The sequence below is a fragment of the Acinetobacter sp. L-24 genome (genome assembly GCF_056857555.1).
In genome coordinates this window covers 1-24,452 of the sequence record NZ_JBSXNI010000033.1, presented here as the reverse complement: position 1 = coordinate 24,452, position 24,452 = coordinate 1, and the positions used below count along the sequence as shown (strand labels likewise).

Below are 24,452 nucleotides of genomic sequence, written 5' to 3'. Positions count from 1 at the left end.
ACGAATTAGTATATACAATTGGGATTACTATGCTTACCCCTGATCGAATAGACAAACAAGTTAATTTGGCTGGAATTGACCAGTCGTGGACCAATTTATTAAATCACTTGGACATTGATAGTCATCCTGAATACAACATCGATAAAACTCAGCCATGGTACTTGGCTAATTTTGTAGATTACCTACGCCTACTCAACTTTAAGTTTGATGAATTAAATCTAAGAGAGATTCGTGCAGTAGATTATGACTTGGTAGATTGGTCATTTCTTAAATCTAATCGCCTAAATGGTGCTGAGGTGTTTAAGGACCTAACCATTTATCTGCAGAAACCCAATTTTGTTACGCAATATCCTAAATGTGTACCCATCAATGCTGATGTTCGCGATCGTAAGCTTGCAGAGGTCATTTATGATTACTACAGACGCTTCTTACCGTTTTTCTATTCATTCATTAAATTAATCAGATCAACGCAGCGCTTATCTCTAGAACGTAAATTACCCGTGATTGATAACTTTATGTCTAATTTTGGAGATCTTAGTACTGGTGAGTTTTATTCAAATATTCCATTTGATGATGCAGAGCTCAAAAGGATTTTGAAAAATGGCTTTGAAAAATATAGAGAGCATAAATCAGAACAGCGGTTTAGCCGTGCCATCGCAGAGCTAACACCGATGTTTAAAGCTTTGTCTGAATACTTAAAGATTGTGTCTACGGTTAACTACGTGGATCTAGACCTTATTCACTTCTTACACAATGCATTTTTGGGTAAAAACTTTAATGTTTATTCAGATCTATTCGCTTTGGATAAAGAACCTAATTTGTTGGTCAATTTAAGTTGGACATACACAAAAGCATTTCAATATTCATAAATAGCACCATGGTAGTTTATGTGCATAGGCTATATCAAAAGGAAGAAGAATATAGCGATCTTTTAACGAAAGGGCCTGGTCATACCGAAGTTTTGTAGCAGAATCTCTAAAACAAGCTAGGTAAAGTTCAGTCATAAAGTTTCTCTTAAGCTACCTTCTTATTCAGTATGTGTTCGGCTAAGCGCTTGATACCGCCACCGTCCGTAATTAAATGTTCAAATAATTCGCCATTCGGGTTTTTAACTCCTTCCAACTGGCCTTTTTTGATGCCTAAGACATCAGAAATAATTGGATCTGAACCCGAATCAGCCAACAAGTAATATGCCGAGATCTGTTTGATTTGACCGTCACGGTCTAAGCGACCAATACATTGATCATGAACACCAGGCGACCAATCCAACTCACCAAACACAAATGTTTTGCATTTTGAGTGGTACTGCAAGCCATCAAGCCCGGCAGATGAACGTAATGAACTAATGAAGACTTTACTTTCATCATTCAAGAATGCTTGTTTAGATCGTTCCTTAGCTGCAGGTCCTTCCGTACCTGTATACATAACAGGATTGAATTCAGCCAAGCGTTCTAGCCAAATGTTGTACACATCTCGATGCCAACCATAAAGCATGACTGATTCACCAGACTCAACAAGCATACGCACGAACTCAGCGACATACGGCGCTTTGGCGATACCTGTTGCTTGGCGCATCATAATATTGAATTCTTCTGTCGCACGAAGCTTTTGTCCTTGGAATTCTTGAGTAGAGCTTAAAATTACTTTTGCCAGTTCCATTGCCTTGCCCTTAATTTGATCCAGTACTTTAGGATCGCTTTCGACATATTGAGGGATGATTTGTACTGGCGGTAACTCTCGATTTACATCTGCTCGAGTACGGCGCAACATTAGACCTTCATCACGTAAAAACATCCCGAACGCTTTAGGATCATTAATACGTTTTTCGTGTGAACACCACTCACGAGCGAATTCGGTAGCGGTACCTAAGCTATCTGGACGCAATATTTCAATGATGTTGTAGAATTCATCACCGTAGTTATAAATCGGTGTAGCTGATAGACCGAGGCGTAATTCAGCTTGGTCACTAATGAGTTTAGCAGCGGAATACTTTTGCGATGTATAGCCAGTCCGTAACTCTTGGATCTCGTCAAACACTACGTACTTAATCTTTCCGGCAAGATATTCAGCCCAACCGTTCAACTTTGAATAACTGGTGATAATGACATCGGGTGCTGCTTCACCCTCTTTGTGCAATGGATAAGGCGATGCTTTCTTTAGGATGTGACATTTTAGGTGCGGAGCAAAGCGTTCAATTTCATTCTTAATTTGCATTGGAAGATGTGTCATTGTCACAAAAAGCGCCGGGAGCGATTCAGGTAGAATCATCGGACATATTCCACTCGCTGTTTTGCCAAGGCCCAAATCATCCCCCAAGAGCAAACCTTTAACATTAAGTAGTAGATCTGCAGCTGCTCTTTGATACTCATATGGAGGCACGGCAAGATCAAATGTTTTGATCGGACGTTTATAGTCCATCACATCCAAAATATCTTCTTTTAGCGACACATAAGCCTTAGATTGCGCTTTCATGTATTTAAGATCATCAACATGCATTGGATAACGTTCAATAAACCAAAGTAGGTCGTGACAATTAGACGGCGTATCGCTTAACTCAATAAATTTTGATGCATGTTGGCTGACTTGTGGGAATACACGCTTAAGTCGTGTTTTAACATGTGGTTCACATTCAATGTGCCAGTTTTTTTCTTGACGAGAAATGGTGCCGTAAGATTTAGACATTAGAAGACCCCCACTAAAATACGATGGCGGTAAATAAATTTATTGTTCAGTTGGATTGGAATGTTATTCACCCAATACGGTGTACCAACCACATAGAGCGCTTTTATGCTGTCATGGCTTAAATAGCGATTGATCTGACGCAATAATGCGTTACGTGCACCATCTATTTTTAATTCAACACCCACCTTGCCGACATCAAGCTCAACAGTAAAATCAATGATGTCTTTATTTGATAGACGAACCTCACGTTCATACGGAATCTCATTGGCAATAAACATTTGCTCAATCGCGAATTGTAAGTCTTTTTCGTTATAAAAACGGTATTTGTGTGAAGAAAACAGAATTCCAAGCTCTTCAATCGTTTTCATTCTGCATCCCCTTGGTCAGCTTTAGCAGCCTTTTTGTTTTTCTTCACCTGGTTTTTATCAATGGATTTTGATGGTACCAGTTCAACTTCACATTCAGTACACGATAATCTAAAAGTAGGACTACACGTTGCACCACGGCCACACTCAGGACACGCAAAAGATGCCCTAGTCTGTTTCTTAGGCTCAGGCTCAGGCTCTTCAAAATTGGCTAAACCAAGCTCTTGATAGAGTGTTCCACCGATCATAGTTTCTTTGAGTACAATAAACTCGTTATCATCGCCGTTTGGTTGTTCACCCTTATAAAGTTTAACAACCTTAGGTTCTGGTATTGGTTTGTCGTCATCATCTAACGGATCTTCATCAAAAGCCGTTGGATAATAACCGCCAAGGTTTGCACCGGTATTTGATATGTCGATTAGTCCGATCGCTACATCAAAGGGATTCATTGTAGTGGGAGTCGGTTCCTCTTCTTCATCACTTGTTGGGATGGCATATCCAGTGAGGGAATCTTGTGCTTTTGACGGTTCGGCAACTGGCTTCTCTTTTTTAGGTGATTTCAAAGCTGAATTGATTTCATTGCCAAGTAAGGCAATATGAAATAGCTTTGGAGAAGCAGTCGGAATGGACTCCAACAACTGCACTTGCTCTTGAATCATTTCTAGACTTGAAATCGTTTTGGGTGCGTACTTGTCATACCATTTGATGATACGCCCTTCATCGACAAGCTCATTGCACACTTGAATAAACAAGCCATCAGGTACAACGATTTCGGTCATCTTCTCGCCTGTCGTGCGACCTTCTTTTGTGCCGTCATCAGTCATAATCAAACCGATCTCAAGCATAAATGTCGCAAACTCAGCATTGTGATATGAGCGTTTAGATGGCTCACCAAAAATGCTTTGTTTCATATGACACATCTCATGTGCATAGCATTTAAAAATGTTAAGCAATGGTTGGGTGCCAAAGTAATCAGGGTTAAGGGCCAGTTCGTGCGTATACGCCGTATCATCTTCTGTCGAAGCAAATCTATTCTCAGACCAATAACCGGTATTTTTGTTGATACGTTGAAGCGTAATCAAACAATCTGGTAATTCATTTTTGAATAGCCTTTCATTGAAACGGTCATACACCAACTGCAGTTCTTTATAAAACTGCAACGTAGTTCTATTCTTTATGTTCATTTTTCAGTCGTCCAAACAGGATCAAACTAGGTGTGGATTGTACAAAACAACGCTTAAAGTTTACGCACAGCTTAAAATACAGTCAATAGTTTAAAATAATCAGCAAAGCATATATTTTTTAAAAAAAAAGTTTCCAACACAAAAATAAGTATCATGAAAGAGTGGGTTTAATGAATTGTGGTTGATTTTCATAATACGAGTATTACGCTTTTTGAGGGTTTTAAGTATATTATAAGCCACTTTTGTTAAATGCACATAGAAGTTACTTTTAGCTTTTATAAATGCTGAATAATACCCTTATTGTCAATAAGGCGCTATTTAAAGGCAATGGTTCTTAATAATGCTGTTTATAGAAAACTGGATATCGAAATGAGTCTGAATAACATAAAACTAACAGCCAATTGTTTTGCCCTTACACATCCTGAAAATGAAAAGAACTTGTTCAAGTACATTTTTAGAGAAATGTTTAAACGAAATAAGGTCGAGACATTCTGTTCCGCAAAAGTCATATTTTTTTCTGATGGCAAGCACATCTATTTAAGAACGTGCGTATCGGACGTCAAAATCCCAATGGCCAAAGAATACATTGAAATTTCGCACGGTCAGCAAATCACTGGAAAAATCATGGTTCCTCTTAACCGAGAGTGTAGCTTTAACCGTCAAGAAATTGAAGAATACATTTCGGTCCACGGCGAAAAACCCAAAGGCAATTCAGGTAAGAAGCGTAAAAATCTAACTGCAGATGAAGCAGCCGAATTCACCAAAAACGCTCTTAGTAGCAAAGGTCTATTGGATGTCACTATAATTGAGCAACAATGTGGACCACAGCTCAGCATTTTGAATATTCCAGTCCAGACCAGAGATATTTCATTTAGTGCGACTGTTGGGGATTTAGTGCTATTTAAAACAGCATGGCTCAATGGTATTGGTCGTGATAAAACCTACGGCTTTGGAATGATCCGCTTAGATGGTACTTTGTTTACACCGCCTTGTAATAATAGTGCTCACGCCTAATCGAAAGGACTTTTAAAGTCCTTTTTTAAACGAATTTTTTCAGATATTGATCTGATGTAGATCCTGGTTACTCAACATGAGAAATAAAGATTTAGATCCAAAGATAGGAATACCGCTTAAAGTCATCACAGCGCGATTAGAGCATGTGAAGTTTAACCTCAATGGCTTAATGAAACGTGTAGAAGCTTATGCGATCGCACGACAAAACAGTAAAGATCCGCACGAATGCCTAATCAGTGGTGATGAATGGACATATGCTGCACTAGATTGTCGAGATCCTATCTGGCGTGAACGAATGAAACGCACCAGTACCATTATGGGTGTTCAAGCCACTGGCCAAGAAATTCCACTCTCATTTATCAATCAGCTACCTTGCAACATTGGTGAAATCATTACTCTTGGCTCATGGAGCCTAACCAAAAATATTTATCGGTTTGAAGATCAAGTCATTCAAATGCTTGTAAAGACCGAGTACAACCGCAGTATCCCCGGTTTCCTATTAAACCTACCTGATATTGCGATCTACGTTCAAACCGACAATGCCAATCTCTACGTGCAAAATGAACAAGTGGTCGGTGTTATTTTTGCGAAAAACACGTTGAACGATCGCAAGGTGCTATTTACCACGGTATATACCGATACTGGCTTAGCAAAAACCATTACCATGCACTTCCCTGATGATGATGATTTTGAATCAACTGTTGAGGACTGCATGACCGATTTCATTGATACGTTTTTTGATGAAAAGAACTTGCCAGATGAACAAGAAATTAACACGTTCATGGAACTGCAGAAGAAGCTAATCAATTTGATTCTATGGTTCAGCCAAAAAGAACCAGATCTCAGACCATTAACACCAGAAACAACACAAGCCAGGCCTAAATTAGAGCTGATTAAGCGTGAATTGCGTTTATTTGAGGCCAATAAGTACAAGCCGACTATTGTTGGTACCGAAACAAATAAAAAGATCAATGAAGCGATCCTAAAGCGCGATGAAGATCTAAAGTCTGGCAACTACAAAGGTACCAAAAAACCACATCCACGGGTTCCTCACTGGAACTTTTACTGGTTGGGCAAACGTGGTACCAAAGAAAAATGGGTTAACCATTGGATACCATTTCAGATTGTTGGCGGTGTGCCTAAAGAAAAAGGGCTCTAAGGAATAAGTTATTAATTACGCAATGGTTGGGTAGTCTAAAAAATATTGGATTCCAACACTGATTCCGTAAAGCCAGTAAAAGCCCCATGAAATAAGAAAGAGCCCTATGTTGGCTCTTATTTTGTTTTTGTAAATCTCAATTTTAACGCAGCGTGATTTTCACTTTACCAACACACTTTTTGTTTAGTGGGCGATTATTACTATCTACCCGTCTCATATAGCCACATTGACTACAAGCAAAAGTATCATTACCTGAATCATTCGTAAATTTAAGCCAAATGTGACCATTGCCATCGTCTATATCTGTTTTAACGTATTTATCTAGATTCATGCTTAAACCTCTTAATAAGCTCACTCGATAATAACAATAGTTTTGCTTAGATAGTATTTTTCCAAAAGGAATTATTAACAGATTTTATATGTTTTTTAAGAAAAGTTTTTGAGCGCTTTTATTTATTAAAATTGAATTATTAAGCAAGGAGTTATAAAGCATGGCTAAATCAATAGACCAGTTATGGAGTGAATTACAGCAGATTCAATTTGATGAATCTAATTCCTTACCATGCGAATTCCATATCTGGAATAAAGGTACATATCGCTATCAGATCCTAGATTGGTTTGAAGCAAATTCTGAAAATGGCGTATTAAGCTTGCAAGGCAAAACCCATAAAACATTATGGGAAGAGTTTGGCAACACCCCGATAAACAATGATGATGAAATCGAAGAAGACTTTCATCTATGGGGCAAAGGTACAGACCGCTTCATTATCTGGCACTGGTTTGATGATCAATTAGAACACGGTGTAATTAGCTTAATTGAGAAAGGAGTTGCGTAATGGGATTATTTAGTTGCCCTCACTGTAATAGTGATATTGATACTAACGATAAAAAGTCTGGCCATCAGGTGAATGATGTAATTCAAGAAACCTTTTGTTCTGTTGACTGCAGTATTGAATATCTGGTGCATAACTCACAAATGATTGCAGTAGATCAATACGGAAGTTTGCCATTAAGCAATGAAAACCTGAATGAATTCATTGAAGCATTTTCTAATGAGGGTGTTGAAGAAGATGTGTTAGAACACATCAAAGCTGAACTTTGTTAAGTAGTCGCGCACGTGCTCTAAACAACACTGACAATTGCATTTAAAAAAAGGGCTTAAATCATTTAAGCCCTTTTAATATTTATACGATAAGAAAACTTTCTAATGTTTTTCCAGATTCAATCTCACGATTTAACCAGGATGGACGTTTACCACGACCGGCCCACACTTCTTTGTGGTTATTCGGGTTGCGATATTTAGGATCTGCTTTAACCACTGGCTTTTTATTTAATTTACGATTTTCGCCGTGCTCATTTAATTCAAGAATAGTTAAGCCTAATTCTTTTGCGATCTCAAACATTTTGAGATAACCGTCATCAAGTTTCTTATTCTCTACTACAACAATTTGGTTTTGTGCCTTTTTAATTAGGTCTTCTAACTGGTCTTTACTTAGGTTTTCAACTTCCATAACTAATCTCGAAAATTTGGATATATCAAATATACACCAGTGCGTTTTGTTTACAACCGCATACGGTACTTTTAATTGATTAAAATATTCGACTTATTCCATGGCTATTCTAATTTTTAAGCATAAGTTATTCCCACTTTAAATACATTAATCTAAAAATACATTCAACCTGTTAGGTAAATTAATATGCACAAGTATCTCATGATGAATCTTGCGATTAACGAAACATCAGCACTACCAATTGGTATCCGTATTTGTGATTTTAATATCGGCTTATATGCCTCTAAAAAAATTTCAGAAGTGCCAGCTTTAATGGCATTGGTTAATTACACCCTGTTTAAGTATTCAAGCTATGAGAGTGAAGAACTTGAAGACATTGAAACCTTATTAGAAGAACATGATTTTAAAACTCGCTATGACTCTTGGGAAATCAGCGGTGATTCTTTTTACGTTTTAGGTTTTAAAGAAATTACAAAAGACGAGTTTGAATTATTGCAAAAACTTGACCTGTTGACCGTGGTAGACGAATACAACTACCACCATAAACTTTTGTCGAATCATGGTGAGCATAAGTATGACGAATATTTCAAAAACTTTAACGAGTCTAAAGAGCAAGAAATCTTGAAGCAGTTTAAAGACATTGCATTCAACCTAAAAAGTGATGCCCCTTTAAACTCGACATTTGCTCAAGACGTTATAGAGTTGCTGACTACCTACAAGTTTGGTACAGCTTTAGAACCTATCGACAGCACTCACAGCGATACAAGAAATCGTTTCTACTTTAGCCACACGCTTGAGGGTAACTTTGCATCTAGAGCAATTCAGGTCATTATTTCAAATTACAAAGAAACTGGCGTCAAAAACCCTTATTCAGTGATTGAGCCTTTAAATCTTGAAATTATGCTTGAAGATGAACAATGTTTTGATGATGAATATGCAAATCTCGTTGTTGAATGTGAGTATGTGTTTAATCTTATTAAGACCGACTTATACACCAACACTTTTGAATAAACCAAGCCTTTAAGAGAGAAATCTCTTAAAGTTGCGCTTAAAAACGTAAACGATGTTTTTTTAATTGATTAAAAAAGGTTTTGAATTTTTAGCGCTGCAATGGCGCTCGTCATTATTAATTCTTTCTGGATGCTTAAATAAGTATTTTTTAAAAAAACTTTATCCGTTCATATTCTTAATATAATGAAACCAAATCAAGCAAATAGCTTAAAACTTGGAGAAAGCTCATGAATTTAAACCCTAATTTTTGCCCGATCGATTTTAACGAAGTTTACGGCAGTACTGACAATTTACCTTTGTTCTTGGTTAAAGCGTCACGCCAGGATTCTAACGATGACGAGCATAGTGAGTATTTCTTCATTCGAGCACCTCATGAGCACCGTTTAGCTTTCTTCCTTGCTCACATGTTCAAATCACATGTAGATAATGCCCTTTTGACCTTGGAAAACTTGGCTGAAGAAAATTATCAAAATATCCCTGAATTGGAAGAGTTGATGTCTTCATATGGTGTGATTGATGGCGTTGGCGTGGATACACTTTTTGATTTCCGCGCTAAGGAACTCACACTTGATAAAGCGCTGGAGCTAGTCGAATTCATTGAAATTAACCCACTCAATACTGATATTGTGGGCTCACTATTCTTGGAGGCACTTTAATGAATAGTAGCTTTATCTTAATTAATGAAGCTATGGCGCCTATTCGTAAGAATACGGCGCTTTTGGAAACCCTGTTATCTATGATCAGTACTGCAGATCAAGACCACGGCGACCAAAGCCCAAGCTTTCACATTAATATCCATGCTGGCATTGAATTGCCTAATCATGAAATTGCATATACCACTTTAAAAGGTTTTGCAGAGCTGACCGAAGATCATAATCTTTGTATCTATATGAATCCTGAGCTGTCAGAAAATGGCTTTATGTTGCTATCCACTCAAAACGTGGTACCTGATTGCTATGACAATTCTATCTTTGTAGATCTGTCGAATCAGTTATGCAGTTTCTTCAATCAAGAAGTACAGCAGTTAAACGATCAAGCGCAAAAGGCGTTAAAGCTGTTGTTACAGCATAAAATCAATGGAACAGCGATTCGCACGTTCAACCCTGAACAATTGCAGATCTTACAGAAAATCGCTGCATTAGATAGCTTCATGCTCGATGACCAGCGCGATTGGTTTTACTTTTCCGAAGTGGCCATTGATAACGCCTATAAAGACATGAAAAAAGGTTTAGAACTGTTGGTTCTCAACGAAGATATTAAGGATGCACTTAAACAGCTACTTGATGCAAACAACATGGAGTTTTGTGATTTACCAATACTCGTGGTTTTGTATCCCCTACTGGTTAAGTCTGAAGAAAATAACGAACTGGTACAGGCTTGCTTAAGTCATCTCATTGGCAACAACTTAATCAATGAGCCGTTTATTGCTGGTGTACAACTTGAAGCTGGTGCATTTAATAGCGAAATAAACACCTATACTTTATTGCCACACATGAAAGCAGTAAAAGAATTGCTGATAGATATTGAAGCAGATCTCACAAAAGTTTAACCGTTTTACCTGAGCTAATTGCTCAAAACCTTGGAGTTGTTATGGATACTATTGTTCGCGTTAAATCAGTTGGTGTTTTAGGTCTATCATCTAAAATCACGACATTTGTAATCGACATCGAGCTTGATGGCGGTAAATTAAAAATTGAAGATCAATTGCTTCATTTTAAGAATACTTTACGTACAAGCTATCGAGAATATGATGAAAGTTTAGCGATCGTAAACAATAAGGCTATACTTTCCAATTTAGATAATGCAGTAAAACCAAACGAATTGCATGCTTTAGTTGATGATTATATCGACTCAGTTTGGGTAACAGATGCCAATAAAAACACCACTAAACAGCGCCGTGCGTCACTTGGTTTGCACAATCCAACGATAAAAGACAAAGGTGTTTTGAAAGAAGCCCTTTTAAGTGAAGTGAAATTAGCCTACAAAAACTATATCAATCAGAACGTAGAAGCCTGATCAGATCGGAAGTATGTTGCGACCAGCATACTTCTTTTTTTTTGAACCTTAGCCTAGAATCATCCAATATCATCGCTTCATACCAAGAGAATCATGCCATATCTCATATATTTAATGTTCCTTGCGTTTGCAAGCGCCGTAATTTTAGTGGAAGAGGCTTATGGTCTTAACATCCAATTATTTGCAATGGGGATTGTCGTCATCATTGGACAATTGGCAATTTTTTGTTTTATCAACGCAGCGATTAACATCAACAATGAAAAACAACATCGCAATGCCGTCAAAACCTTGCACTATGGCGCTTCATTTTCATTAATTGTGGTCACTACACTGGTCTATTTATATAAGTATGTGTTGCACAAACAGGAATATTTGACCATGGCGATTTACTTTTTAGGAACGTGGTTTGCCATCACCCTTTTTGACTCAGTGTTTAAGTTAGTCAAAGTTGGTATTTTTAATAGCAAGAAAGATAGTGCTGAAGTTGTGAACTCAACGCGTAAAGTGACGGTAGTTACTTTAGCGATCTGTATGATTGGGTATTACTTATTTAGCAAATATGCATTAAATATTAACGTACTAGACTAGGCATCTTGTAAACAAAACCGCACCTAATACACAAGCGCAATAACCAGCAAAAAAGAACATCCTTTTAATTATTGCGCTAATCTTTTCCGTCACAGTACCGTTATGAACAATAAAAACTATCATAAACATTAAAGCGATCGTGCAGAGGAATAAGGCAAAAACAATTAAATAAGTAAAAGCAAAGTCAAAGTTTAATACCACTGGAAAACCAATAGATACCGCCATTAAAGCTATTGTACTTGATGCATTCATATCTTAAAGCCCATCTAGCAACTAGCTTAATCGTAGCGATAAATAAGCTTTAAAACTGAAACTTTATTATTGAGATTGGTCAATGCACATTAAAAAAATGTGCTTGGTATATACCAGAAAGCAAAGAACCAGACGCAAAACGCCTGGCTCTTTAAAATTGAAAGGTGAATAAAAAAACACAAATCACTTGAACGCATTTCTTATTCAAGGTCAGTTTAATTAGATTTCTTGCCATTGTCTATGTAATGTAAACGTGGACAGCATTAAAACAATCTATATTTTTTGAAAAAAGTTTTGAAAAGGTACAGTGAAATATAATGAATGTATGGGCTCAATGCTCACCATTTGGAGAAATTATATGAACTTTAAAATCTTATCTAAAACAAAAGTTGTTGGTCTACAAGAAGATTCTCTCACCTCTTTTCAAAATTTTATGTTTGAAAATATTGCATGGGATAGCCAAGTCCGTGCTGATTATTACCAGTCAAATAAGAATACTGTACTGCTGGAGCTACCAGTACGTTTACGCCGTGACATTCAAATCGAAAATATCAACGGCGCTTTAGATGCACTAGTTGATTTTGAGCTGATCTACAAGCAAGACCAAGGCAAGTTGGTATCTTCATTGGTCGTTGATACGCAGTACTTGTTATGTATAAATGATCAGGATATTGATCTTTGGTCAATCGACAGCGAACTCAGTTTCTTACAAGAAGCTGACCGCAATCACCTTAAGAAGCTTATGCGTCATTGTGATGATCGTTTCCACGCGTGGATGCGCGAGATTAAGTCTTACTTCAATCGGTTGACAGTACAGCCGTTGCATCTAGATATGCAGATCAAAATACGCAAGATCGTAGGCTATACAGCGGTGCTACCTAAGACTTTTCCATAAGGTTTTAGGTGCCAGTATAAAAACAAATAGACCGCAATTAAGCGGTCTATTTTTTTGCCTAAAACGGCGTTAACAGATCTATGTAATATTTAGCCCTTAAAACTATTGGCAAGTATCTGAATATCGCTCAGCACTTCCAAAGAATGATTCACCCTGATTGTCCACGATGTCTACATACAGATCTGGTTTAACTGGAGCATTGGCGAATACAGAGCAATAAAACGGATGAATCTTTTCATTCACAAAGCGGTTTAAAGAATCAGTTTCATCAGAAGAGTATTTATCTGCAGTTTTGCTAGACATCTGAACGTTCATATTAAAGTGTTTTGAATACTTCACTTTTTTAAGTACCGCACCAGTTTCAATCTGGTACGGTGTTTTAGTGTTAAGCAAACGCTCAACTTTAAGTTTGTTTTCAGCAGTAGGAGAAAGCGCAACAGCAGATTTTAAGCTGTTTGTATTCAGGTTATTTAAATAACCATTAGCTAAAACAGCGCACGACATAGACACTGAGATTATTGCAACTGCAGATAATTTTAGTGTTTTGAATAAGTTCATGTTTAACGCCTTTCCTGTATATACTTAAATTATATACTTAATATACGATATTTGATTTTTTTGGAATTCTAATCTTATTTGATTTTGTTAATCGGTATATACCAATAAGATTGTTTATACGCAATTTAGCAAGAATCTCCCCCTTGTTTGGGGTTACAATTATTGTAATTTACAGATTGTTGATACAGGAAACCGATATGTCTGAAGAAGTGAAATACGAAGACCGTGTACGTGCTGCATACCGTTCTGCTCAAGGCAATGTAGCTCAAGAGTTCTCCCCTCACATTGTTAAAGCATGTGAAGCATCATCAAACGCACGTATGGAGCGCTTAGCAACTGGTCAAACAACATTTGACGAGGAAGAAGCTGCATTGATGAAAAAATGGAATGCACTTAAAAACAAAGCCTAATCATCGCGAATACAACCTAATCTAGCTTACAGCGGATTACCAAACCCAATCACTCATAAGTAGAACAATATGGACGATAAACTTGAGTTTTATTTAGATGCAAAAGACATCTTATCTCAACCTACCAGTTGCCAAGCGCAAGGCGACTATAAAAAGGCACTGGAAAAAGAAATCACGGAACATCGAATAGCGAAAATGGAACTTTCGCCGTTACGTGGCAATTACGATCTCGACCACCTCTCTAAAATCCATGAAAAAATCTTTGAGCATATTTACGATTGGGCTGGAGAAGTGCGTCTGGACGACATTTCTAAACGTGCGATCGACCCGAACGGTAATTATGAAATCGGTCATTTCCTAGATAAAAACCTGATCCCTGATGAACTGAATAAGTTCTCACAGGCGGTTAAAGAAAAAGACCACCTGAAAGGTTTGGACAAAGACCAGTTTGTGCAAGAGTTCACTCAGCTTTATGCCAAGTTAAATGAAGCTCACCCTTTTGAAGAGGGTAACGGTCGCGCTGCTAAACTGATGATGAACCAGCTGGCCAATGATGCTGGTTACACCATGGTATATAGCAAGGTCGCCGTATCAGATTGGAACTATGCGTTTAAACGTTCACTGACAGATCAAGAGCTTTATGTCGGTGAAAACTATGAAAACCTAGAACCGATGGAACAAGACCTCTCTTACCTTTTAAAAGTCATGGACAATATCATTGAACCATACGATCTAGTCCTGAAGCTTGAAAATACGGAAGAACAAGAGCAAGAACAGGAAAATGACCAGGATAAATCAAATGATGATGATTCACCGAGTTACGGATAATTAGATTAATCTGTATACGATAGCTTTTAATTGATTAAAAGATTCTTGAAAAAAGAATCTTTTTTTTGAGAAAAATTTATAATGAAGTGACTCAGATTAAAATAAAACCTTAGGAAAATATTGTCCGAAACTTGGAGATGAATAATGAATAACGCAGCACATCAATTTGCAAATAAAGTGGTCGCTCAATACCAATTTACAAACGGAAGTGATTCAAGTCTGAATCATTTAATTATCGGCAACAGCACCGCAGAAATTATCGACACCTTAATTTATATGCTTTTCTCAAGCCATGCTGAAACCTATGACGATGGCGTTGTTTGGTTTAAATCAGTGGACGCAATTAATGTTGAGAAGTCTTACATTACTTACAACAGTCGTGAAAACTGCATTTTTGCTTATTTTGTGTTTGATAAAAATCCATTAATGCTGAAAACAACCACATTGCATATTGATAATGTTTGTTACTTTGGATGTGAAAACGACACCACCAATAAAACCATCGAATTTTTAGAAAAATTCAAAGTTCGTGTATCCCTTGCTAAAGAGTGCCACAAGTTCAAATTCAATACTGAGCATCATGAAACCTTGATGCATGAAACCATCAAAACCTTAAAAACTATCTATGAAGAACATAACGACATGGATGCCGAAAAGTTATCTCAACACCATGACACAACTCATTTAGTTAACACATTTCTTGCTTAACCGTACACCATACAATAAACAAAACCCGAAAAAGGATATAACAATGCTATTAGGCGCTTTAAAACAATCTCTAAGCTCAGTCATCGACATGAACCGCTACACCGCCCTTTGCTCACATGTGGAGGGTGAAAACTTGCCGTTATGCGCTCAATTTCGTGTACTTAAATATATCTTTGGTGTGCATGGTCTAAGCGCACTTAAAAATTACAAAGAAGTTGAACACATTGACGAAGCCTTTTTGAAAAAACACTTCCTACGCATGATGAACTATGACTTTGAAGCAGTCATATACCTTGCTATGGTCGGCATGCGCGAACTTATCTTAGAAGCTGATGCTTTTGACCATGACGGCGAACAAAACACCCAAAATGAGCTTAAACAAGCATTCCAATACGTTTCAGAAAATGACGTTCGTAATTTTGCTTATGTCACTCACATGGGCTATTCAGAAAAGTATTTCAACTGGAATATCATTCGCCACCAGTCTAAAGATGAAGCGGATAATCCCCTCACCTTTTGGTTATTTAAGAATGCAATGTATTCACTATTTTTCAACTTAGCCAATCGGGAATAATGCCCCAACTCATTAAGAGTATTTAAGTCCGAACTTAAGTACTCTTTTTTTTGCATTAGAAAAATAGACCGGTATATACGCTGTCTAAGCATGGCTTAAAACGTATACGATGATTTTAATTGATTAAAATATTTTAAATATCCTTTACGTGTTTTAGGTCGGTTAATTAATTCCAATAAAGTTATTCATTAGTATTTTTTAAATAAAATGACTCTATCGAAAGCAATTGCTTAAAACTTGGAGTCCTCTAATGCATCAACTAGATAAGCTAAATCATTTAAAAAATATTATTAAGCAAGTACCACATGAACGTTTTGATCTGGACAAATGGCGCACGGATTCAAAAACCGAAAATGTGACTTTTGCTCAGCTTTTACTTAGTGATGCTGATTGTTGCGTCATGGGTTGGGCGACAGCTGATGCTACTTTTAGAAGACTTAACTTCATGTTGTTTGACGGCGTTCCCCTTTATGCGCCATTCCGTGCGAATACTGGTGAGCCATTCACTTATGAAGAACTCAAAACAAATGTTGTTTATCGCGGTTCTGAAGCAGTACGTGAGTTTTTTGGACTCAATTATGAAGATGTCGATCATATTATTTTTGAGAGCAACTACGCTTTTGAAGACCCAATCAAAGACGAGATTATTGATCATATCAACCATGTTATTGATCGTGTAAACATCCGTCCACAAGACCTTGACCATTTGTTATCTAGCTCAATTGTTGCACTGGATAAAGAAGTCCGTGAGTTCACTTTAAATGATGATGAAGTCCGTGAAATATCTGTTGTGGTTGATTGCTTCAATAAGTTTTTCCCCGATGGTGCTTATCTTGAGTTTATTGCTACGGTCAACGTACCAGGTGATTGTGATCCACTGGAATACATCGCCAGCAATTACAACATTAAAGAGCCATTAGCTTTCGTTCCTAAGCCGAATGAAGCATTAGAAGAATATCTGGAAACATACCCGATTGAACATCTCATGCATAACTGGCAAGAGGATTTCATTTCGCCGTATGACGAAATCATTAATCAACGTTTAACGCATATCGCATTGCAAAATTTAAATAGCGCAAAAGTAGTTCAATAAGGAAACCTACCCATGACAATTGAAAATCCGCAACTCGTCAGTGCCATCAACGAACTTGGCTTTTACTTGCCACAGCAAGTACAACAGATACCGAACACCACAGAAGCCGGTTTTCGTGTGTATGTGATCGATACAGCAAAACATACCAACATCGAGGCACTAATTAGTGCTATTGAGAATGTCAGTATCACTTCACAGCCCTTTTCTTTTCAAGATGATTACGACATGGGCGTGTTTTTTGAGGGATTTAGTTTCTTCTTGCCTATGCTCATTACACAAGACAGTGATGCACCTTTACCACTGTTCTTAATTCAACTGGATTTGTAAGTCCAACAGCGGTACGTGCGCCAGTATGTACCGCTACCCCTTTTGGCACACCGCCTAAAACTTGGAGCAGATATGAACAAAGCAACGACCGTTTAGCGTTTAGAAAAGCTGATTGAGCTAGTGATCGAGGTCATTCCTGATGAAAGCTTTGATTTCGACATTTGGCGTGATTATGACGCAAGCCATACAGAACAACACACCGATTTCTTTTCAGGTTTCACCACTGAAGAATTGTTAGATAAAAATATTGTAGGATGCCTGATTGGTTGGGCTACGTCTGTCGAGTATTTCCAAAATCTAGGTTTCAATTTTCATGGTTCTGTTGGGCCAATCTTCATGTATGAAAAAATACTCAGCAATGAAGAGCTAAAAGATGCGCCTGTTGTCACTGTACCAGTCGTTTACCAGTGGAAAGCAGTACGTGAGTTTTTTGGCATCACTCAGGAAGATGCTTTGGTGATGTTTAGCTATGACAATTACGACCAGGCCAAAATTGATAAGGACACAATGATTCGATTTATTGAACGCATCATCCAAAAATATAAGTAACCACCGAAACGGCGCAATGCCGTTTTGCTAGGCGTTATAACCGCTTACGATGGATTTTATTTGATTAAAATATCTCGATATTTTTAAATTTTGAGAAAAGTTTTCCCCTGGTACACCCCTCTATACTTAATCCATAGCAAGCAAGGCACAAAGCCTTAAATCTGGAGTAAGTCGAATGAATACAGCGCATAAGTACGATGATCAAGTCATCATCCCCACAATAGCCGGGCAACTGGAGTTGCTGTCTGGTACCGATCTAAACAAAGAACTGGCTGAGCATGTTTTTCATGAAGCACCAGACATCGATCTAAGTATCTATGACATTTTTATTGTCTGCTTAAGTGGCGGTAAGGATTCGATTGCAGCGTATTTACGCTTACTGGATGCTGGAGTAGATAAAAGCAAAATTGAGCTTTGGCACCACAAAATTGATGAAGAAAACCAGCCGTTCATGGATTGGGTGTTCATGGAAAACTATACCAAAGCATTCGCTCAGGCATTCGACACACCATTGTACTTCAGTTGGCTCGAGGGCGGTTTCCTTGGCGAAATGCTCAAAGAAAACAGCTACTCAAAACCCCACTTCGTAGAAACACCAGAGGGCTTAATTAAGCTTGAACGCGATAACAACCGCAGTAAACCAGGCACACGCTTGAAGTTCCCACAACAAGCAGCCAGCCTCATGACGCGCTGGTGTTCTTCAGCGTTAAAGATCGATGTCGGACGCAGAGCATTGAACAACCAAGAACGTTTTGACGGCAAGAACATTTGTTTTATCACTGGTGAACGCCGTGAAGAGTCACCAAACCGCAGTAAGTACAACCAGCTAGAACCGCACCCATGCGACCGTAGAAGCGGTAAGAAAGCAAGACGCGTTGACTGGTGGAAGAACGTGCTTCACTTCACTGAAGAGCAAGTATGGGCGTTACTGGAGAAGTACAAGGTTACGCCACCAGTGCCATATCGCTTAGGTTGGGGCCGTAGCTCATGCATGACCTGTATCTTCAACAGTCCTAAAATCTGGTCAACCATCAGCACCTACTACCCTGAACGCGCTCAGCTGATCGCTGGTTATGAACAAAAGTTTGACTGTACGATCAGTCGCTCAAAGATCGATGTCGTCAGTCTGAGCAATCGCATTGAGCCATTCGACATTCAGGATATGGAAGCACTGGTACAGTCCAAAATTGAAAGTTATTACCTACCAGTGTTCACGGATAACTGGACGGTTCCACCAGGCGCATTCAACAAGGAGGGTTGTGGATCGCTGTAAATTAGGGTGCCATTTGGCACCTTTTTAGGATGAAAACCGCAAGCGATGTTTTTTAATTGATTAAAAATGGTTTGGAATAATTTTGTTTTTGAATAAGTTTTTGACACCACCTGTCAGCATAAAATGATTTTAAACCAATCAATATGAGATGATGTTTATGACAACTTTAAACGAAACAATGCAAAAGTTCTGTAAAGCTAAGGCAATGATGACCTATTTAATGTCTGATGATCCTATCATTGATGAATCTGTCAGCCGTTACGAAAATTGGGCATTGGCTTATGACCTTTTGGTGAGTATTGGACATCTGGATCTAGAACAAGTTGAGCAGATCTGGAATGAAAAAACCCATACCAATTTTACGCTTTGGGGTGTAGTTGGTGAATGCTCAATAGAAGAAATTGTATCGTATGTGACAGAAGAATATGACGCTCAAGCTGTCACACTGGCGCAGATTAATGAATTACAAGACGGTAAAACACTGGCAGAAATCTAAAATCAACCTAAGGAATGAGTTATTAATTAAGTATTAATAGCTCATTTTTTATTGTCTGAAACTATACAACTACCACCTTGAATCATTTTCACAGGCATCGCCATCGCCGTCACCATCCATCATGGTATCTGGGCAGTTTTTCACAAACCAATCAGCTTCTTCTTTAGATCGCATTTGAGAGCAATGCTTACGACCATCGCATTTATAGGCTACTGGCTTTTGATATATAGCATTTGTAGTTTGATTATCTTTATATAGATATTTCTTTAATTGAATGCTACCTGGATATGCCACCCCAATAGCTATGCTAATAAAAATTATCCATAGATATATTGGCAATGGTTTTTGCTTGTCTTGCGTTTGTTCATGGTCGGAATAGTAAACATGGATTGCCCTATTTTTATTTTCTTTTTTAACTACCTCGAAATAAACCTCTCGACCTGGTATTGGCTGTTCACCTTTCTGAAAATCCTTAATATGGAAAAATACATCACCAAAATTACTCGTGGATATAAAACCAAAACCACGCTCAATATTATAATTTTTAATTGTTCCTGTTAGTACCACCTAAAACCTCAAATATATATTAAAAGCTATATTAATTATAATTATTAAACCTGAATAAATACTATCTTTTTTTTAAAAAAAAGTTTTAAGGTTTATGGATTTATTATAATTAAAACATCAAAAGCAATTGCTTAAAACTTGGAGTAGCTATTATGAATAATTTTTTCGCTGGTGCTGAAGTCATCACTGTTTTTTCTTTACAAGACGCTTTAGAAGAGGGCGTGATTCTTTGCCTTAGCGATAAAGAAGAACATGCCAAAGATTGCAAACAGTTCTATAAGTTCCCTGTTTATATTACAAGCAACTTGTATAACAAGCACCTGACAGCTGCAAAAGCAATTTTTCCGAATGGTACGGAAGCTGATGCTGAAAAAATCAATGATTTAATGGGATATACCATCTTTGATATGTTGAACATGAGCGTTCGTGGTTCAGTTGCACTTAATGACCAAAGCGTTAAGTTTAAATATGCTCTACAAGATACACCGCATACCTTTTCTGACACCTTAATCACCAATATTGCTACGGTTGGGCCTGGCGTGAATGGTGAGCCTATCATTACTTTTATGATGCCTGAAGACCAATAAACACAACACCTAGCATTGACCAACCAATGCTAGGTTTTTTGAGATCCGAACGTTCATTGAGAGGTATTAAAAATGCAAATGGCTACTATGAAAATTGACAACCTTGACCTATTCGGCTTTGCAAATATGCAAGCAATAGAACAACAAAGAGAAAAAAACGAATTAAAACGTATAGAAACGATGAAGCTTGTCCGTTGTGACTGGTTTATCGCCGTGACATCTACTGGAGAGCTGTTTAAGTACAGTGAAAAAGTACCAGCTAAATATAAGGCGTTTAAAGGCATTAAATTATTCAAGTGCTGGAATGAAGCTACCGCGGATCTCGTGTTAAATGCCGTAAAAGGCGCAATCAAGGGTGATCATTACGAAATACCAGACGTTAAAAAAAGCAAAAAGTTTGCTGTTAATAGCTGGGTAAGAAACATTGATCTAAAGTTTCTACATTTGCCAGTCGGTCAACTCACCAACCTGTACAGGGAACATCAAGAGCGTTTAAGACTGAAGCGTGAAAAAGCCAGACTTAAAGAAAATGAAAACACGTATGACGTAGAACCGCACTAATCACACCCACCAGGAATAAGCACCCATAGCTTATTCCTTTCATAAGATGATGGCCGTAAACGGTGTTTTTAATTGATTAAAAATAACTTGAAATCATGAGCCTATCAGCCGAAATACTTTTACTGAAAAGTTATACAGGCCACATGCACCGATATAATGAATACATCAAAGCTCATTGCTTAAAACTTGGAGATACGACAATGCAACTACAAAAATTTAATACTGGTACTGCTAATGTGCGCCACTTGCTACAAAGCTTCACCCAAGCGTATGACGGTTTACCAAGTTGCGTCATCAATGTGATTGGCTTAGCAACCAAAGCAGATCCGCAGTTTATTTTTAACATTGAACTGGATGTCGTTTTATTTCACCAACATAAGTCACAAGCCTACTGCATTGAAGTCAATGCACCGTTACAGGTTCAAGCCATCGCAGACGCTCACGAATCATTTAGATTCAGTCCTGATGATTCTCATGCATTGATTGAGGGCGAAGTCATGGATGTGGCGATAAATTTACAACACCAAGCCATTAATGACATGATTCAATATGATTTGCTGTCAGATGCAGAACTGGAAAAGTTCAATACATGGAATAAAGGTTTCGCCAGTGCATTACTGACTGAATGTTTTGAAGATGTCGCAGATTTTAATGCGCTGCATAGCTCACATTTTATGGCGAACACTGTTTATTTAAGACTGATTGAGTACTTTAAAAACAACCTGTCATAAGAAACCATTAAACAAATAGAGGGAGATCCAATAAAGGTCTACCCTCTTTTTTTATGCCATTAGATTTAATGACGTATACGATGTTTTTTAATTGATTAAAAAAATATTGAAATTTTTCATTGCCAGTTCCATAAGTAATTTGAGAAAAGTTTTTAAGGGATATTTCACAGATATAATTAATTCATACCTAAGCAATTGCTTAAAACTTGGAGTTGAAGATATGAAAAGCGTACTTGATTTTTTTACAAACCGTTCTAAAACATTAAACATTATTGTGAATCCTGAATTAAATACAGGTCATTCCCTTGCTGATTTTTCGTATAACGAAGAATTGCATCAAGACCTTAATGTATTAACGGTTATTCCGCGTGATCATTACGGAAACTTTCTATCTTTAACCCTTGATGATTGGGGCGTGATTACTTCAAAAGTTCAATTCCCTGAACATCTTGATTTTAATCAATTACTCAGCATTTTTTGGGAAACACAACCCATTTTAGTTGTTACTGACATCGCACGTTCAGAAGTGCATGACAGCGACTTTTTTCAACAAAGCTTGGTCAAGCAAGTCAATCTTGCATATAGCCGAGATATTGCCAGTGAATATGCACCAGAAGATGTTCACTACATCTCTCAATCTTTTGATTTAGATAAGCTGATGCGTTGCGGTGTATATCTGCAAGGTCATTGCTATTCAGCTCATGATTTCGTCATTAACAACCATAACCTATTTGAAAAAGACAGCTTGATTGTGCCTGTTTTTAACATCCACTCGACACAAAAAGAACTGCAACAATTTTTAGTATTTGATCTGCAAGGTAAGTTTTTGGATTGCGTTGTTGGCACTGAAGTTTTGTACTAAGGAATATTGATCATGTCTAAAAAATACTTATTGATTGAATTGAGCTACGAAGCACCAAACAACACCAGTGCTGATGCTGTTTTGCACAATGTCTATATTGATATTAATCACCCTGAAAATCTGGCGATGTTTAGCGAGTCTTGCAAGAATCGCCATGAAATTAATGAAAACCTACCCATTTGCCAGTTAATCACTTCATGGGTTCGATTACTAGGGATCTTCACCATTCTGGACAATACAGATCAGGACAAAGAAACCCCTGTTCTCATTCAACTTGCTGACGGCGGTACTTTATCTATCGATGGTTGGGAAATTCTCGACCAAGAAACCAAAGATAGACGCTTGGCGTTAATGGACATTGAGCCAGATGAAGAACAAGACGTAGACGACCCTATTTTGTTCGCTCATGAGCATTCAGACTCAATCACACTCACCAAAGTCGAAAAGCCAGTAGCAGAAAGTGTATATGTCGCTACGCGTAACTCTTACAGCAACAACTTTGATTTAGTTCTTGAATGTATCTTGAATCCTGAAAAATATTACAGCCTATATCAAGGCTCATATGATGGCACTCATGTTCAAGTGATCCTGAATGACTTGGCACTACTACCATCATGTAAGACACATAAATCAGAAATTGGCGACTATGTAACATGCAATGTACTGGAGCTGTTCAAAGGCTCAATAGATGCGTATGGCGCAGAAAGTGAATTTATTGATTCATTCGTGCAACTCGACATTACACCGTACTTAGATAGCACACTGAAAATGGACTACACCGAATTGCAGTTTAGCTACCAGAGCAACGATCTCATTGCATTTTTTGGGAATGATCCATGTTCTTAACATGGATCTCTATAGAATAGGAGAAAATACAATGTCTGATCATATCTATAATTACATCATCGGCAGAATCGACAAAAGCCGTAAAATTATGGTTCTGGTGAACTACGAATCAAGATCCAATCTGGTGACTCAAGCACAGTTAATGAAAGTCCAATTCCCGAACCTCAATACCTTGAGAATGTTCCTGAATGACTTTGAGCCAACGGAAAAACATGTTATCCATTACTCGAAATACAGTAAAGAAATGCCATCAGGTGCAGATGGATATTTCCTATTTTCAGAACATGACCAACAATGGAATATTTTTGATCCAAAAGTTATAAATCGGTTTGTTCACATACACCAAGAAGCACCAGAGTTCGATAACTACCAAGATTATATCTGTTCTTGTGAAGTCAAAAACTCACCTACACTTAAAGCAAAACATAAAAAACAAGCATTTGTGCAGAAGATGATCTTCACTTCATTGGGTTTTGAGCGTTATTGCCATCATTGCAATGGCTATGAACCACTGGATCGCTTTTATTATCATTCTGATACCAAAACCTATGAAGCAGTTTGCAAGCCTTGTTATGTTCCTCATTACAAGCCTTACAAAATGAAAAAACGTATGACCAGTACGGTTGAAGAATATATTTAATCATTAACTAGAACTCAAAAAGATGGGCGAATTCAAACATGAGGTGCGACAGTTTCAAAAGCCATATGATAATCAACAAGCTGAGCAAATTTCTCTAATGGTGTAAGCCAATCTAACGCCTTTCTAGGACGAGTATTCAGTGACATGGCAACTTGATTTAAATAA

The 24,452-nt window shown here is 37.7% G+C and carries 34 protein-coding genes and 1 pseudogene; 26 read left to right on the top strand and 9 right to left on the bottom strand.

Going from position 1 to position 24,452, the window contains the following annotated elements:
* The first annotated feature begins 29 nt into the window (after nucleotides 1-29).
* Nucleotides 30-869, top strand: a complete 840-nt coding sequence (locus tag AC13CK_RS03895) for a hypothetical protein (protein WP_227504918.1) — start codon at nucleotides 30-32, stop codon at nucleotides 867-869.
* Nucleotides 870-1,014: 145 nt separating this feature from the next.
* On the opposite strand, the gene AC13CK_RS03890 is transcribed toward AC13CK_RS03895, so the two are convergent.
* Genes AC13CK_RS03890 through AC13CK_RS03880 form a run of 3 tightly spaced genes read right to left on the bottom strand, consistent with a single transcriptional unit; the run spans nucleotide 1,015 to nucleotide 4,231 of the window.
* Nucleotides 1,015-2,682, bottom strand: a complete 1,668-nt coding sequence (locus tag AC13CK_RS03890; RefSeq protein WP_024160737.1) for an SNF2-related protein — start codon at nucleotides 2,680-2,682, stop codon at nucleotides 1,015-1,017.
* Complete coding sequence (locus tag AC13CK_RS03885; protein ID WP_044102302.1) at nucleotides 2,682-3,050, bottom strand: hypothetical protein; 369 nt, start codon at nucleotides 3,048-3,050, stop codon at nucleotides 2,682-2,684. The genes AC13CK_RS03890 and AC13CK_RS03885 overlap by 1 nt, the downstream gene beginning before the upstream one ends.
* Nucleotides 3,047-4,231: a SprT-like domain-containing protein gene (locus tag AC13CK_RS03880; RefSeq protein WP_462587239.1), complete on the bottom strand. Its 1,185-nt coding sequence runs from the start codon at nucleotides 4,229-4,231 to the stop codon at nucleotides 3,047-3,049. Before AC13CK_RS03880 ends, AC13CK_RS03885 begins: the two co-directional genes overlap by 4 nt.
* Before the next feature lie 369 nt (nucleotides 4,232-4,600).
* Here AC13CK_RS03880 and AC13CK_RS03875 point away from each other — a divergent pair, with 369 nt between their 5' ends.
* Together AC13CK_RS03875 and AC13CK_RS03870 are read left to right on the top strand one after the other, a co-directional pair.
* The gene (locus tag AC13CK_RS03875) at nucleotides 4,601-5,245 is read left to right on the top strand and encodes a hypothetical protein (protein WP_227520088.1); all 645 of its coding nucleotides are present in this window, start codon (nucleotides 4,601-4,603) and stop codon (nucleotides 5,243-5,245) included.
* Between the two features lie 169 nt (nucleotides 5,246-5,414).
* The gene (locus tag AC13CK_RS03870) at nucleotides 5,415-6,404 is read left to right on the top strand and encodes an AcrVA2 family anti-CRISPR protein (protein ID WP_482830965.1); all 990 of its coding nucleotides are present in this window, start codon (nucleotides 5,415-5,417) and stop codon (nucleotides 6,402-6,404) included.
* A 142-nt stretch (nucleotides 6,405-6,546) separates the two neighbouring features.
* On the opposite strand, the gene AC13CK_RS03865 is transcribed toward AC13CK_RS03870, so the two are convergent.
* Nucleotides 6,547-6,735 (bottom strand): hypothetical protein, encoded by a 189-nt coding sequence (locus AC13CK_RS03865; RefSeq protein ID WP_125274517.1) that lies wholly within the window; start codon nucleotides 6,733-6,735, stop codon nucleotides 6,547-6,549.
* A gap of 160 nt (nucleotides 6,736-6,895) precedes the next feature.
* Here AC13CK_RS03865 and AC13CK_RS03860 point away from each other — a divergent pair, with 160 nt between their 5' ends.
* Both AC13CK_RS03860 and AC13CK_RS03855 read left to right on the top strand, forming a co-directional pair.
* Nucleotides 6,896-7,240, top strand: a complete 345-nt coding sequence (locus AC13CK_RS03860) for a hypothetical protein (RefSeq protein WP_038350037.1) — start codon at nucleotides 6,896-6,898, stop codon at nucleotides 7,238-7,240.
* On the top strand, nucleotides 7,240-7,509 hold the full coding sequence (locus tag AC13CK_RS03855) for a hypothetical protein (protein ID WP_144583860.1): 270 nt from the start codon (nucleotides 7,240-7,242) through the stop codon (nucleotides 7,507-7,509). The genes AC13CK_RS03860 and AC13CK_RS03855 overlap by 1 nt, the downstream gene beginning before the upstream one ends.
* Nucleotides 7,510-7,588: 79 nt before the next feature.
* Here AC13CK_RS03855 and AC13CK_RS03850 read toward each other — a convergent pair whose 3' ends face one another.
* Complete coding sequence (locus AC13CK_RS03850; protein ID WP_024160744.1) at nucleotides 7,589-7,915, bottom strand: H-NS histone family protein; 327 nt, start codon at nucleotides 7,913-7,915, stop codon at nucleotides 7,589-7,591.
* Nucleotides 7,916-8,116: 201 nt separating this feature from the next.
* On the opposite strand from AC13CK_RS03850, the gene AC13CK_RS03845 reads away from it, so the two are divergent.
* The 5 genes from AC13CK_RS03845 to AC13CK_RS03825 all read left to right on the top strand — a co-directional run bounded on the left by AC13CK_RS03845 (nucleotide 8,117) and on the right by AC13CK_RS03825 (nucleotide 11,530).
* Entirely contained in the window at nucleotides 8,117-8,926 is an 810-nt protein-coding gene (locus tag AC13CK_RS03845; RefSeq protein ID WP_263505776.1) for a hypothetical protein, read from the top strand.
* Nucleotides 8,927-9,153: 227 nt separating this feature from the next.
* Nucleotides 9,154-9,582 carry a hypothetical protein gene (locus tag AC13CK_RS03840; protein ID WP_024160746.1) on the top strand — a complete coding sequence of 143 codons (429 nt, stop codon included), beginning with the start codon at nucleotides 9,154-9,156 and terminating at the stop codon, nucleotides 9,580-9,582.
* Entirely contained in the window at nucleotides 9,582-10,475 is an 894-nt protein-coding gene (locus AC13CK_RS03835) for a hypothetical protein (RefSeq protein WP_038350034.1), read from the top strand. Before AC13CK_RS03840 ends, AC13CK_RS03835 begins: the two co-directional genes overlap by 1 nt.
* Before the next feature lie 41 nt (nucleotides 10,476-10,516).
* Nucleotides 10,517-10,942: a hypothetical protein gene (locus AC13CK_RS03830; RefSeq protein ID WP_038350033.1), complete on the top strand. Its 426-nt coding sequence runs from the start codon at nucleotides 10,517-10,519 to the stop codon at nucleotides 10,940-10,942.
* Between the two features lie 93 nt (nucleotides 10,943-11,035).
* Complete coding sequence (locus tag AC13CK_RS03825; protein ID WP_024160749.1) at nucleotides 11,036-11,530, top strand: hypothetical protein; 495 nt, start codon at nucleotides 11,036-11,038, stop codon at nucleotides 11,528-11,530.
* On the opposite strand, the gene AC13CK_RS03820 is transcribed toward AC13CK_RS03825, so the two are convergent.
* The gene (locus tag AC13CK_RS03820) at nucleotides 11,522-11,782 is read right to left on the bottom strand and encodes a hypothetical protein (RefSeq protein WP_024160750.1); all 261 of its coding nucleotides are present in this window, start codon (nucleotides 11,780-11,782) and stop codon (nucleotides 11,522-11,524) included. The two genes, AC13CK_RS03825 and AC13CK_RS03820, sit on opposite strands and share 9 nt — an antisense overlap.
* 433 nt (nucleotides 11,783-12,215) lie before the next feature.
* Here AC13CK_RS03820 and AC13CK_RS03815 point away from each other — a divergent pair, with 433 nt between their 5' ends.
* A complete protein-coding gene (locus tag AC13CK_RS03815; RefSeq protein WP_482830964.1) occupies nucleotides 12,216-12,677 on the top strand; it encodes a hypothetical protein in 462 nt (153 codons plus the stop codon).
* Between the two features lie 102 nt (nucleotides 12,678-12,779).
* Here AC13CK_RS03815 and AC13CK_RS03810 read toward each other — a convergent pair whose 3' ends face one another.
* Entirely contained in the window at nucleotides 12,780-13,235 is a 456-nt protein-coding gene (locus tag AC13CK_RS03810) for a hypothetical protein (protein WP_482830962.1), read from the bottom strand.
* A 197-nt stretch (nucleotides 13,236-13,432) separates the two neighbouring features.
* Between AC13CK_RS03810 and AC13CK_RS03805 the strand changes: the two genes are divergently transcribed.
* The 9 genes from AC13CK_RS03805 to AC13CK_RS03765 all read left to right on the top strand — a co-directional run bounded on the left by AC13CK_RS03805 (nucleotide 13,433) and on the right by AC13CK_RS03765 (nucleotide 19,493).
* Complete coding sequence (locus AC13CK_RS03805; RefSeq protein ID WP_005006071.1) at nucleotides 13,433-13,645, top strand: hypothetical protein; 213 nt, start codon at nucleotides 13,433-13,435, stop codon at nucleotides 13,643-13,645.
* Nucleotides 13,646-13,714: 69 nt separating this feature from the next.
* Nucleotides 13,715-14,473 (top strand): Fic/DOC family protein, encoded by a 759-nt coding sequence (locus tag AC13CK_RS03800; protein ID WP_200224932.1) that lies wholly within the window; start codon nucleotides 13,715-13,717, stop codon nucleotides 14,471-14,473.
* 144 nt (nucleotides 14,474-14,617) lie between these two features.
* Nucleotides 14,618-15,181: a hypothetical protein gene (locus tag AC13CK_RS03795; RefSeq protein WP_043041417.1), complete on the top strand. Its 564-nt coding sequence runs from the start codon at nucleotides 14,618-14,620 to the stop codon at nucleotides 15,179-15,181.
* 43 nt (nucleotides 15,182-15,224) lie between these two features.
* The gene (locus AC13CK_RS03790) at nucleotides 15,225-15,755 is read left to right on the top strand and encodes a hypothetical protein (RefSeq protein ID WP_005006061.1); all 531 of its coding nucleotides are present in this window, start codon (nucleotides 15,225-15,227) and stop codon (nucleotides 15,753-15,755) included.
* A gap of 250 nt (nucleotides 15,756-16,005) precedes the next feature.
* Complete coding sequence (locus AC13CK_RS03785) at nucleotides 16,006-16,848, top strand: hypothetical protein (protein WP_482830961.1); 843 nt, start codon at nucleotides 16,006-16,008, stop codon at nucleotides 16,846-16,848.
* 12 nt (nucleotides 16,849-16,860) lie between these two features.
* On the top strand, nucleotides 16,861-17,175 hold the full coding sequence (locus AC13CK_RS03780; RefSeq protein ID WP_024160757.1) for a hypothetical protein: 315 nt from the start codon (nucleotides 16,861-16,863) through the stop codon (nucleotides 17,173-17,175).
* Nucleotides 17,176-17,295: 120 nt separating this feature from the next.
* Complete coding sequence (locus AC13CK_RS03775; protein WP_482830960.1) at nucleotides 17,296-17,724, top strand: hypothetical protein; 429 nt, start codon at nucleotides 17,296-17,298, stop codon at nucleotides 17,722-17,724.
* Between the two features lie 175 nt (nucleotides 17,725-17,899).
* On the top strand, nucleotides 17,900-18,997 hold the full coding sequence (locus AC13CK_RS03770) for an adenine nucleotide alpha hydrolase family protein (protein WP_005028536.1): 1,098 nt from the start codon (nucleotides 17,900-17,902) through the stop codon (nucleotides 18,995-18,997).
* A 157-nt stretch (nucleotides 18,998-19,154) separates the two neighbouring features.
* The gene (locus AC13CK_RS03765; RefSeq protein WP_005006049.1) at nucleotides 19,155-19,493 is read left to right on the top strand and encodes a hypothetical protein; all 339 of its coding nucleotides are present in this window, start codon (nucleotides 19,155-19,157) and stop codon (nucleotides 19,491-19,493) included.
* 69 nt (nucleotides 19,494-19,562) lie between these two features.
* Here the strand turns inward: AC13CK_RS03765 and AC13CK_RS03760 are convergent, their stop codons facing one another.
* Nucleotides 19,563-20,060, bottom strand: coding sequence for a cold shock domain-containing protein (locus AC13CK_RS03760; protein WP_087554211.1), 498 nt, complete (start codon nucleotides 20,058-20,060; stop codon nucleotides 19,563-19,565).
* Nucleotides 20,061-20,212: 152 nt separating this feature from the next.
* Here AC13CK_RS03760 and AC13CK_RS03755 point away from each other — a divergent pair, with 152 nt between their 5' ends.
* The 6 genes from AC13CK_RS03755 (at nucleotide 20,213) to AC13CK_RS03730 (ending at nucleotide 24,287) form a co-directional block, all read left to right on the top strand.
* The gene (locus tag AC13CK_RS03755; protein ID WP_005006045.1) at nucleotides 20,213-20,647 is read left to right on the top strand and encodes a DUF6573 family protein; all 435 of its coding nucleotides are present in this window, start codon (nucleotides 20,213-20,215) and stop codon (nucleotides 20,645-20,647) included.
* A 72-nt stretch (nucleotides 20,648-20,719) separates the two neighbouring features.
* Nucleotides 20,720-21,208: a hypothetical protein gene (locus tag AC13CK_RS03750; RefSeq protein ID WP_005006043.1), complete on the top strand. Its 489-nt coding sequence runs from the start codon at nucleotides 20,720-20,722 to the stop codon at nucleotides 21,206-21,208.
* Between the two features lie 200 nt (nucleotides 21,209-21,408).
* On the top strand, nucleotides 21,409-21,939 hold the full coding sequence (locus tag AC13CK_RS03745) for a hypothetical protein (RefSeq protein ID WP_005028543.1): 531 nt from the start codon (nucleotides 21,409-21,411) through the stop codon (nucleotides 21,937-21,939).
* A gap of 220 nt (nucleotides 21,940-22,159) precedes the next feature.
* Nucleotides 22,160-22,801: a hypothetical protein gene (locus AC13CK_RS03740; RefSeq protein ID WP_033917500.1), complete on the top strand. Its 642-nt coding sequence runs from the start codon at nucleotides 22,160-22,162 to the stop codon at nucleotides 22,799-22,801.
* Nucleotides 22,802-22,840: 39 nt separating this feature from the next.
* Nucleotides 22,841-23,647, top strand: coding sequence for a hypothetical protein (locus AC13CK_RS03735; RefSeq protein WP_482830959.1), 807 nt, complete (start codon nucleotides 22,841-22,843; stop codon nucleotides 23,645-23,647).
* A 31-nt stretch (nucleotides 23,648-23,678) separates the two neighbouring features.
* Entirely contained in the window at nucleotides 23,679-24,287 is a 609-nt protein-coding gene (locus AC13CK_RS03730; RefSeq protein WP_024160765.1) for a hypothetical protein, read from the top strand.
* Between the two features lie 32 nt (nucleotides 24,288-24,319).
* Here AC13CK_RS03730 and AC13CK_RS03725 read toward each other — a convergent pair.
* A pseudogene (locus AC13CK_RS03725) lies at nucleotides 24,320-24,452 on the bottom strand (IS30 family transposase); the annotation flags it as partial.

Bases quoted from the DNA above. Each gene is read 5' to 3' on its own strand.
- AC13CK_RS03805 (WP_005006071.1), top strand. From the start codon at position 13,433: ATGTCTGAAGAAGTGAAATACGAAGACCGTGTACGTGCTGCATACCGT.
- AC13CK_RS03770 (WP_005028536.1), top strand. From the start codon at position 17,900: ATGAATACAGCGCATAAGTACGATGATCAAGTCATCATCCCCACAATA.
- AC13CK_RS03740 (WP_033917500.1), top strand. From the start codon at position 22,160: ATGAAAAGCGTACTTGATTTTTTTACAAACCGTTCTAAAACATTAAAC.
- AC13CK_RS03815 (WP_482830964.1), top strand. From the start codon at position 12,216: ATGTTTGAAAATATTGCATGGGATAGCCAAGTCCGTGCTGATTATTAC.
- AC13CK_RS03790 (WP_005006061.1), top strand. From the start codon at position 15,225: ATGCTATTAGGCGCTTTAAAACAATCTCTAAGCTCAGTCATCGACATG.
- AC13CK_RS03835 (WP_038350034.1), top strand. From the start codon at position 9,582: ATGAATAGTAGCTTTATCTTAATTAATGAAGCTATGGCGCCTATTCGT.
- AC13CK_RS03820 (WP_024160750.1), bottom strand. From the start codon at position 11,782: ATGAATGCATCAAGTACAATAGCTTTAATGGCGGTATCTATTGGTTTT.
- AC13CK_RS03765 (WP_005006049.1), top strand. From the start codon at position 19,155: ATGACAACTTTAAACGAAACAATGCAAAAGTTCTGTAAAGCTAAGGCA.
- AC13CK_RS03825 (WP_024160749.1), top strand. From the start codon at position 11,036: ATGCCATATCTCATATATTTAATGTTCCTTGCGTTTGCAAGCGCCGTA.
- AC13CK_RS03745 (WP_005028543.1), top strand. From the start codon at position 21,409: ATGCAACTACAAAAATTTAATACTGGTACTGCTAATGTGCGCCACTTG.
- AC13CK_RS03810 (WP_482830962.1), bottom strand. From the start codon at position 13,235: ATGAACTTATTCAAAACACTAAAATTATCTGCAGTTGCAATAATCTCA.
- AC13CK_RS03840 (WP_024160746.1), top strand. From the start codon at position 9,154: ATGAATTTAAACCCTAATTTTTGCCCGATCGATTTTAACGAAGTTTAC.
- AC13CK_RS03780 (WP_024160757.1), top strand. From the start codon at position 16,861: ATGACAATTGAAAATCCGCAACTCGTCAGTGCCATCAACGAACTTGGC.
- AC13CK_RS03795 (WP_043041417.1), top strand. From the start codon at position 14,618: ATGAATAACGCAGCACATCAATTTGCAAATAAAGTGGTCGCTCAATAC.
- AC13CK_RS03855 (WP_144583860.1), top strand. From the start codon at position 7,240: ATGGGATTATTTAGTTGCCCTCACTGTAATAGTGATATTGATACTAAC.
- AC13CK_RS03750 (WP_005006043.1), top strand. From the start codon at position 20,720: ATGCAAATGGCTACTATGAAAATTGACAACCTTGACCTATTCGGCTTT.
- AC13CK_RS03880 (WP_462587239.1), bottom strand. From the start codon at position 4,231: ATGAACATAAAGAATAGAACTACGTTGCAGTTTTATAAAGAACTGCAG.
- AC13CK_RS03860 (WP_038350037.1), top strand. From the start codon at position 6,896: ATGGCTAAATCAATAGACCAGTTATGGAGTGAATTACAGCAGATTCAA.
- AC13CK_RS03785 (WP_482830961.1), top strand. From the start codon at position 16,006: ATGCATCAACTAGATAAGCTAAATCATTTAAAAAATATTATTAAGCAA.
- AC13CK_RS03850 (WP_024160744.1), bottom strand. From the start codon at position 7,915: ATGGAAGTTGAAAACCTAAGTAAAGACCAGTTAGAAGACCTAATTAAA.
- AC13CK_RS03830 (WP_038350033.1), top strand. From the start codon at position 10,517: ATGGATACTATTGTTCGCGTTAAATCAGTTGGTGTTTTAGGTCTATCA.
- AC13CK_RS03870 (WP_482830965.1), top strand. From the start codon at position 5,415: ATGAAACGTGTAGAAGCTTATGCGATCGCACGACAAAACAGTAAAGAT.
- AC13CK_RS03890 (WP_024160737.1), bottom strand. From the start codon at position 2,682: ATGTCTAAATCTTACGGCACCATTTCTCGTCAAGAAAAAAACTGGCAC.
- AC13CK_RS03895 (WP_227504918.1), top strand. From the start codon at position 30: ATGCTTACCCCTGATCGAATAGACAAACAAGTTAATTTGGCTGGAATT.
- AC13CK_RS03865 (WP_125274517.1), bottom strand. From the start codon at position 6,735: ATGAATCTAGATAAATACGTTAAAACAGATATAGACGATGGCAATGGT.
- AC13CK_RS03755 (WP_005006045.1), top strand. From the start codon at position 20,213: ATGAATAATTTTTTCGCTGGTGCTGAAGTCATCACTGTTTTTTCTTTA.
- AC13CK_RS03885 (WP_044102302.1), bottom strand. From the start codon at position 3,050: ATGAAAACGATTGAAGAGCTTGGAATTCTGTTTTCTTCACACAAATAC.
- AC13CK_RS03730 (WP_024160765.1), top strand. From the start codon at position 23,679: ATGTCTGATCATATCTATAATTACATCATCGGCAGAATCGACAAAAGC.
- AC13CK_RS03800 (WP_200224932.1), top strand. From the start codon at position 13,715: ATGGACGATAAACTTGAGTTTTATTTAGATGCAAAAGACATCTTATCT.
- AC13CK_RS03875 (WP_227520088.1), top strand. From the start codon at position 4,601: ATGAGTCTGAATAACATAAAACTAACAGCCAATTGTTTTGCCCTTACA.
- AC13CK_RS03845 (WP_263505776.1), top strand. From the start codon at position 8,117: ATGATGAATCTTGCGATTAACGAAACATCAGCACTACCAATTGGTATC.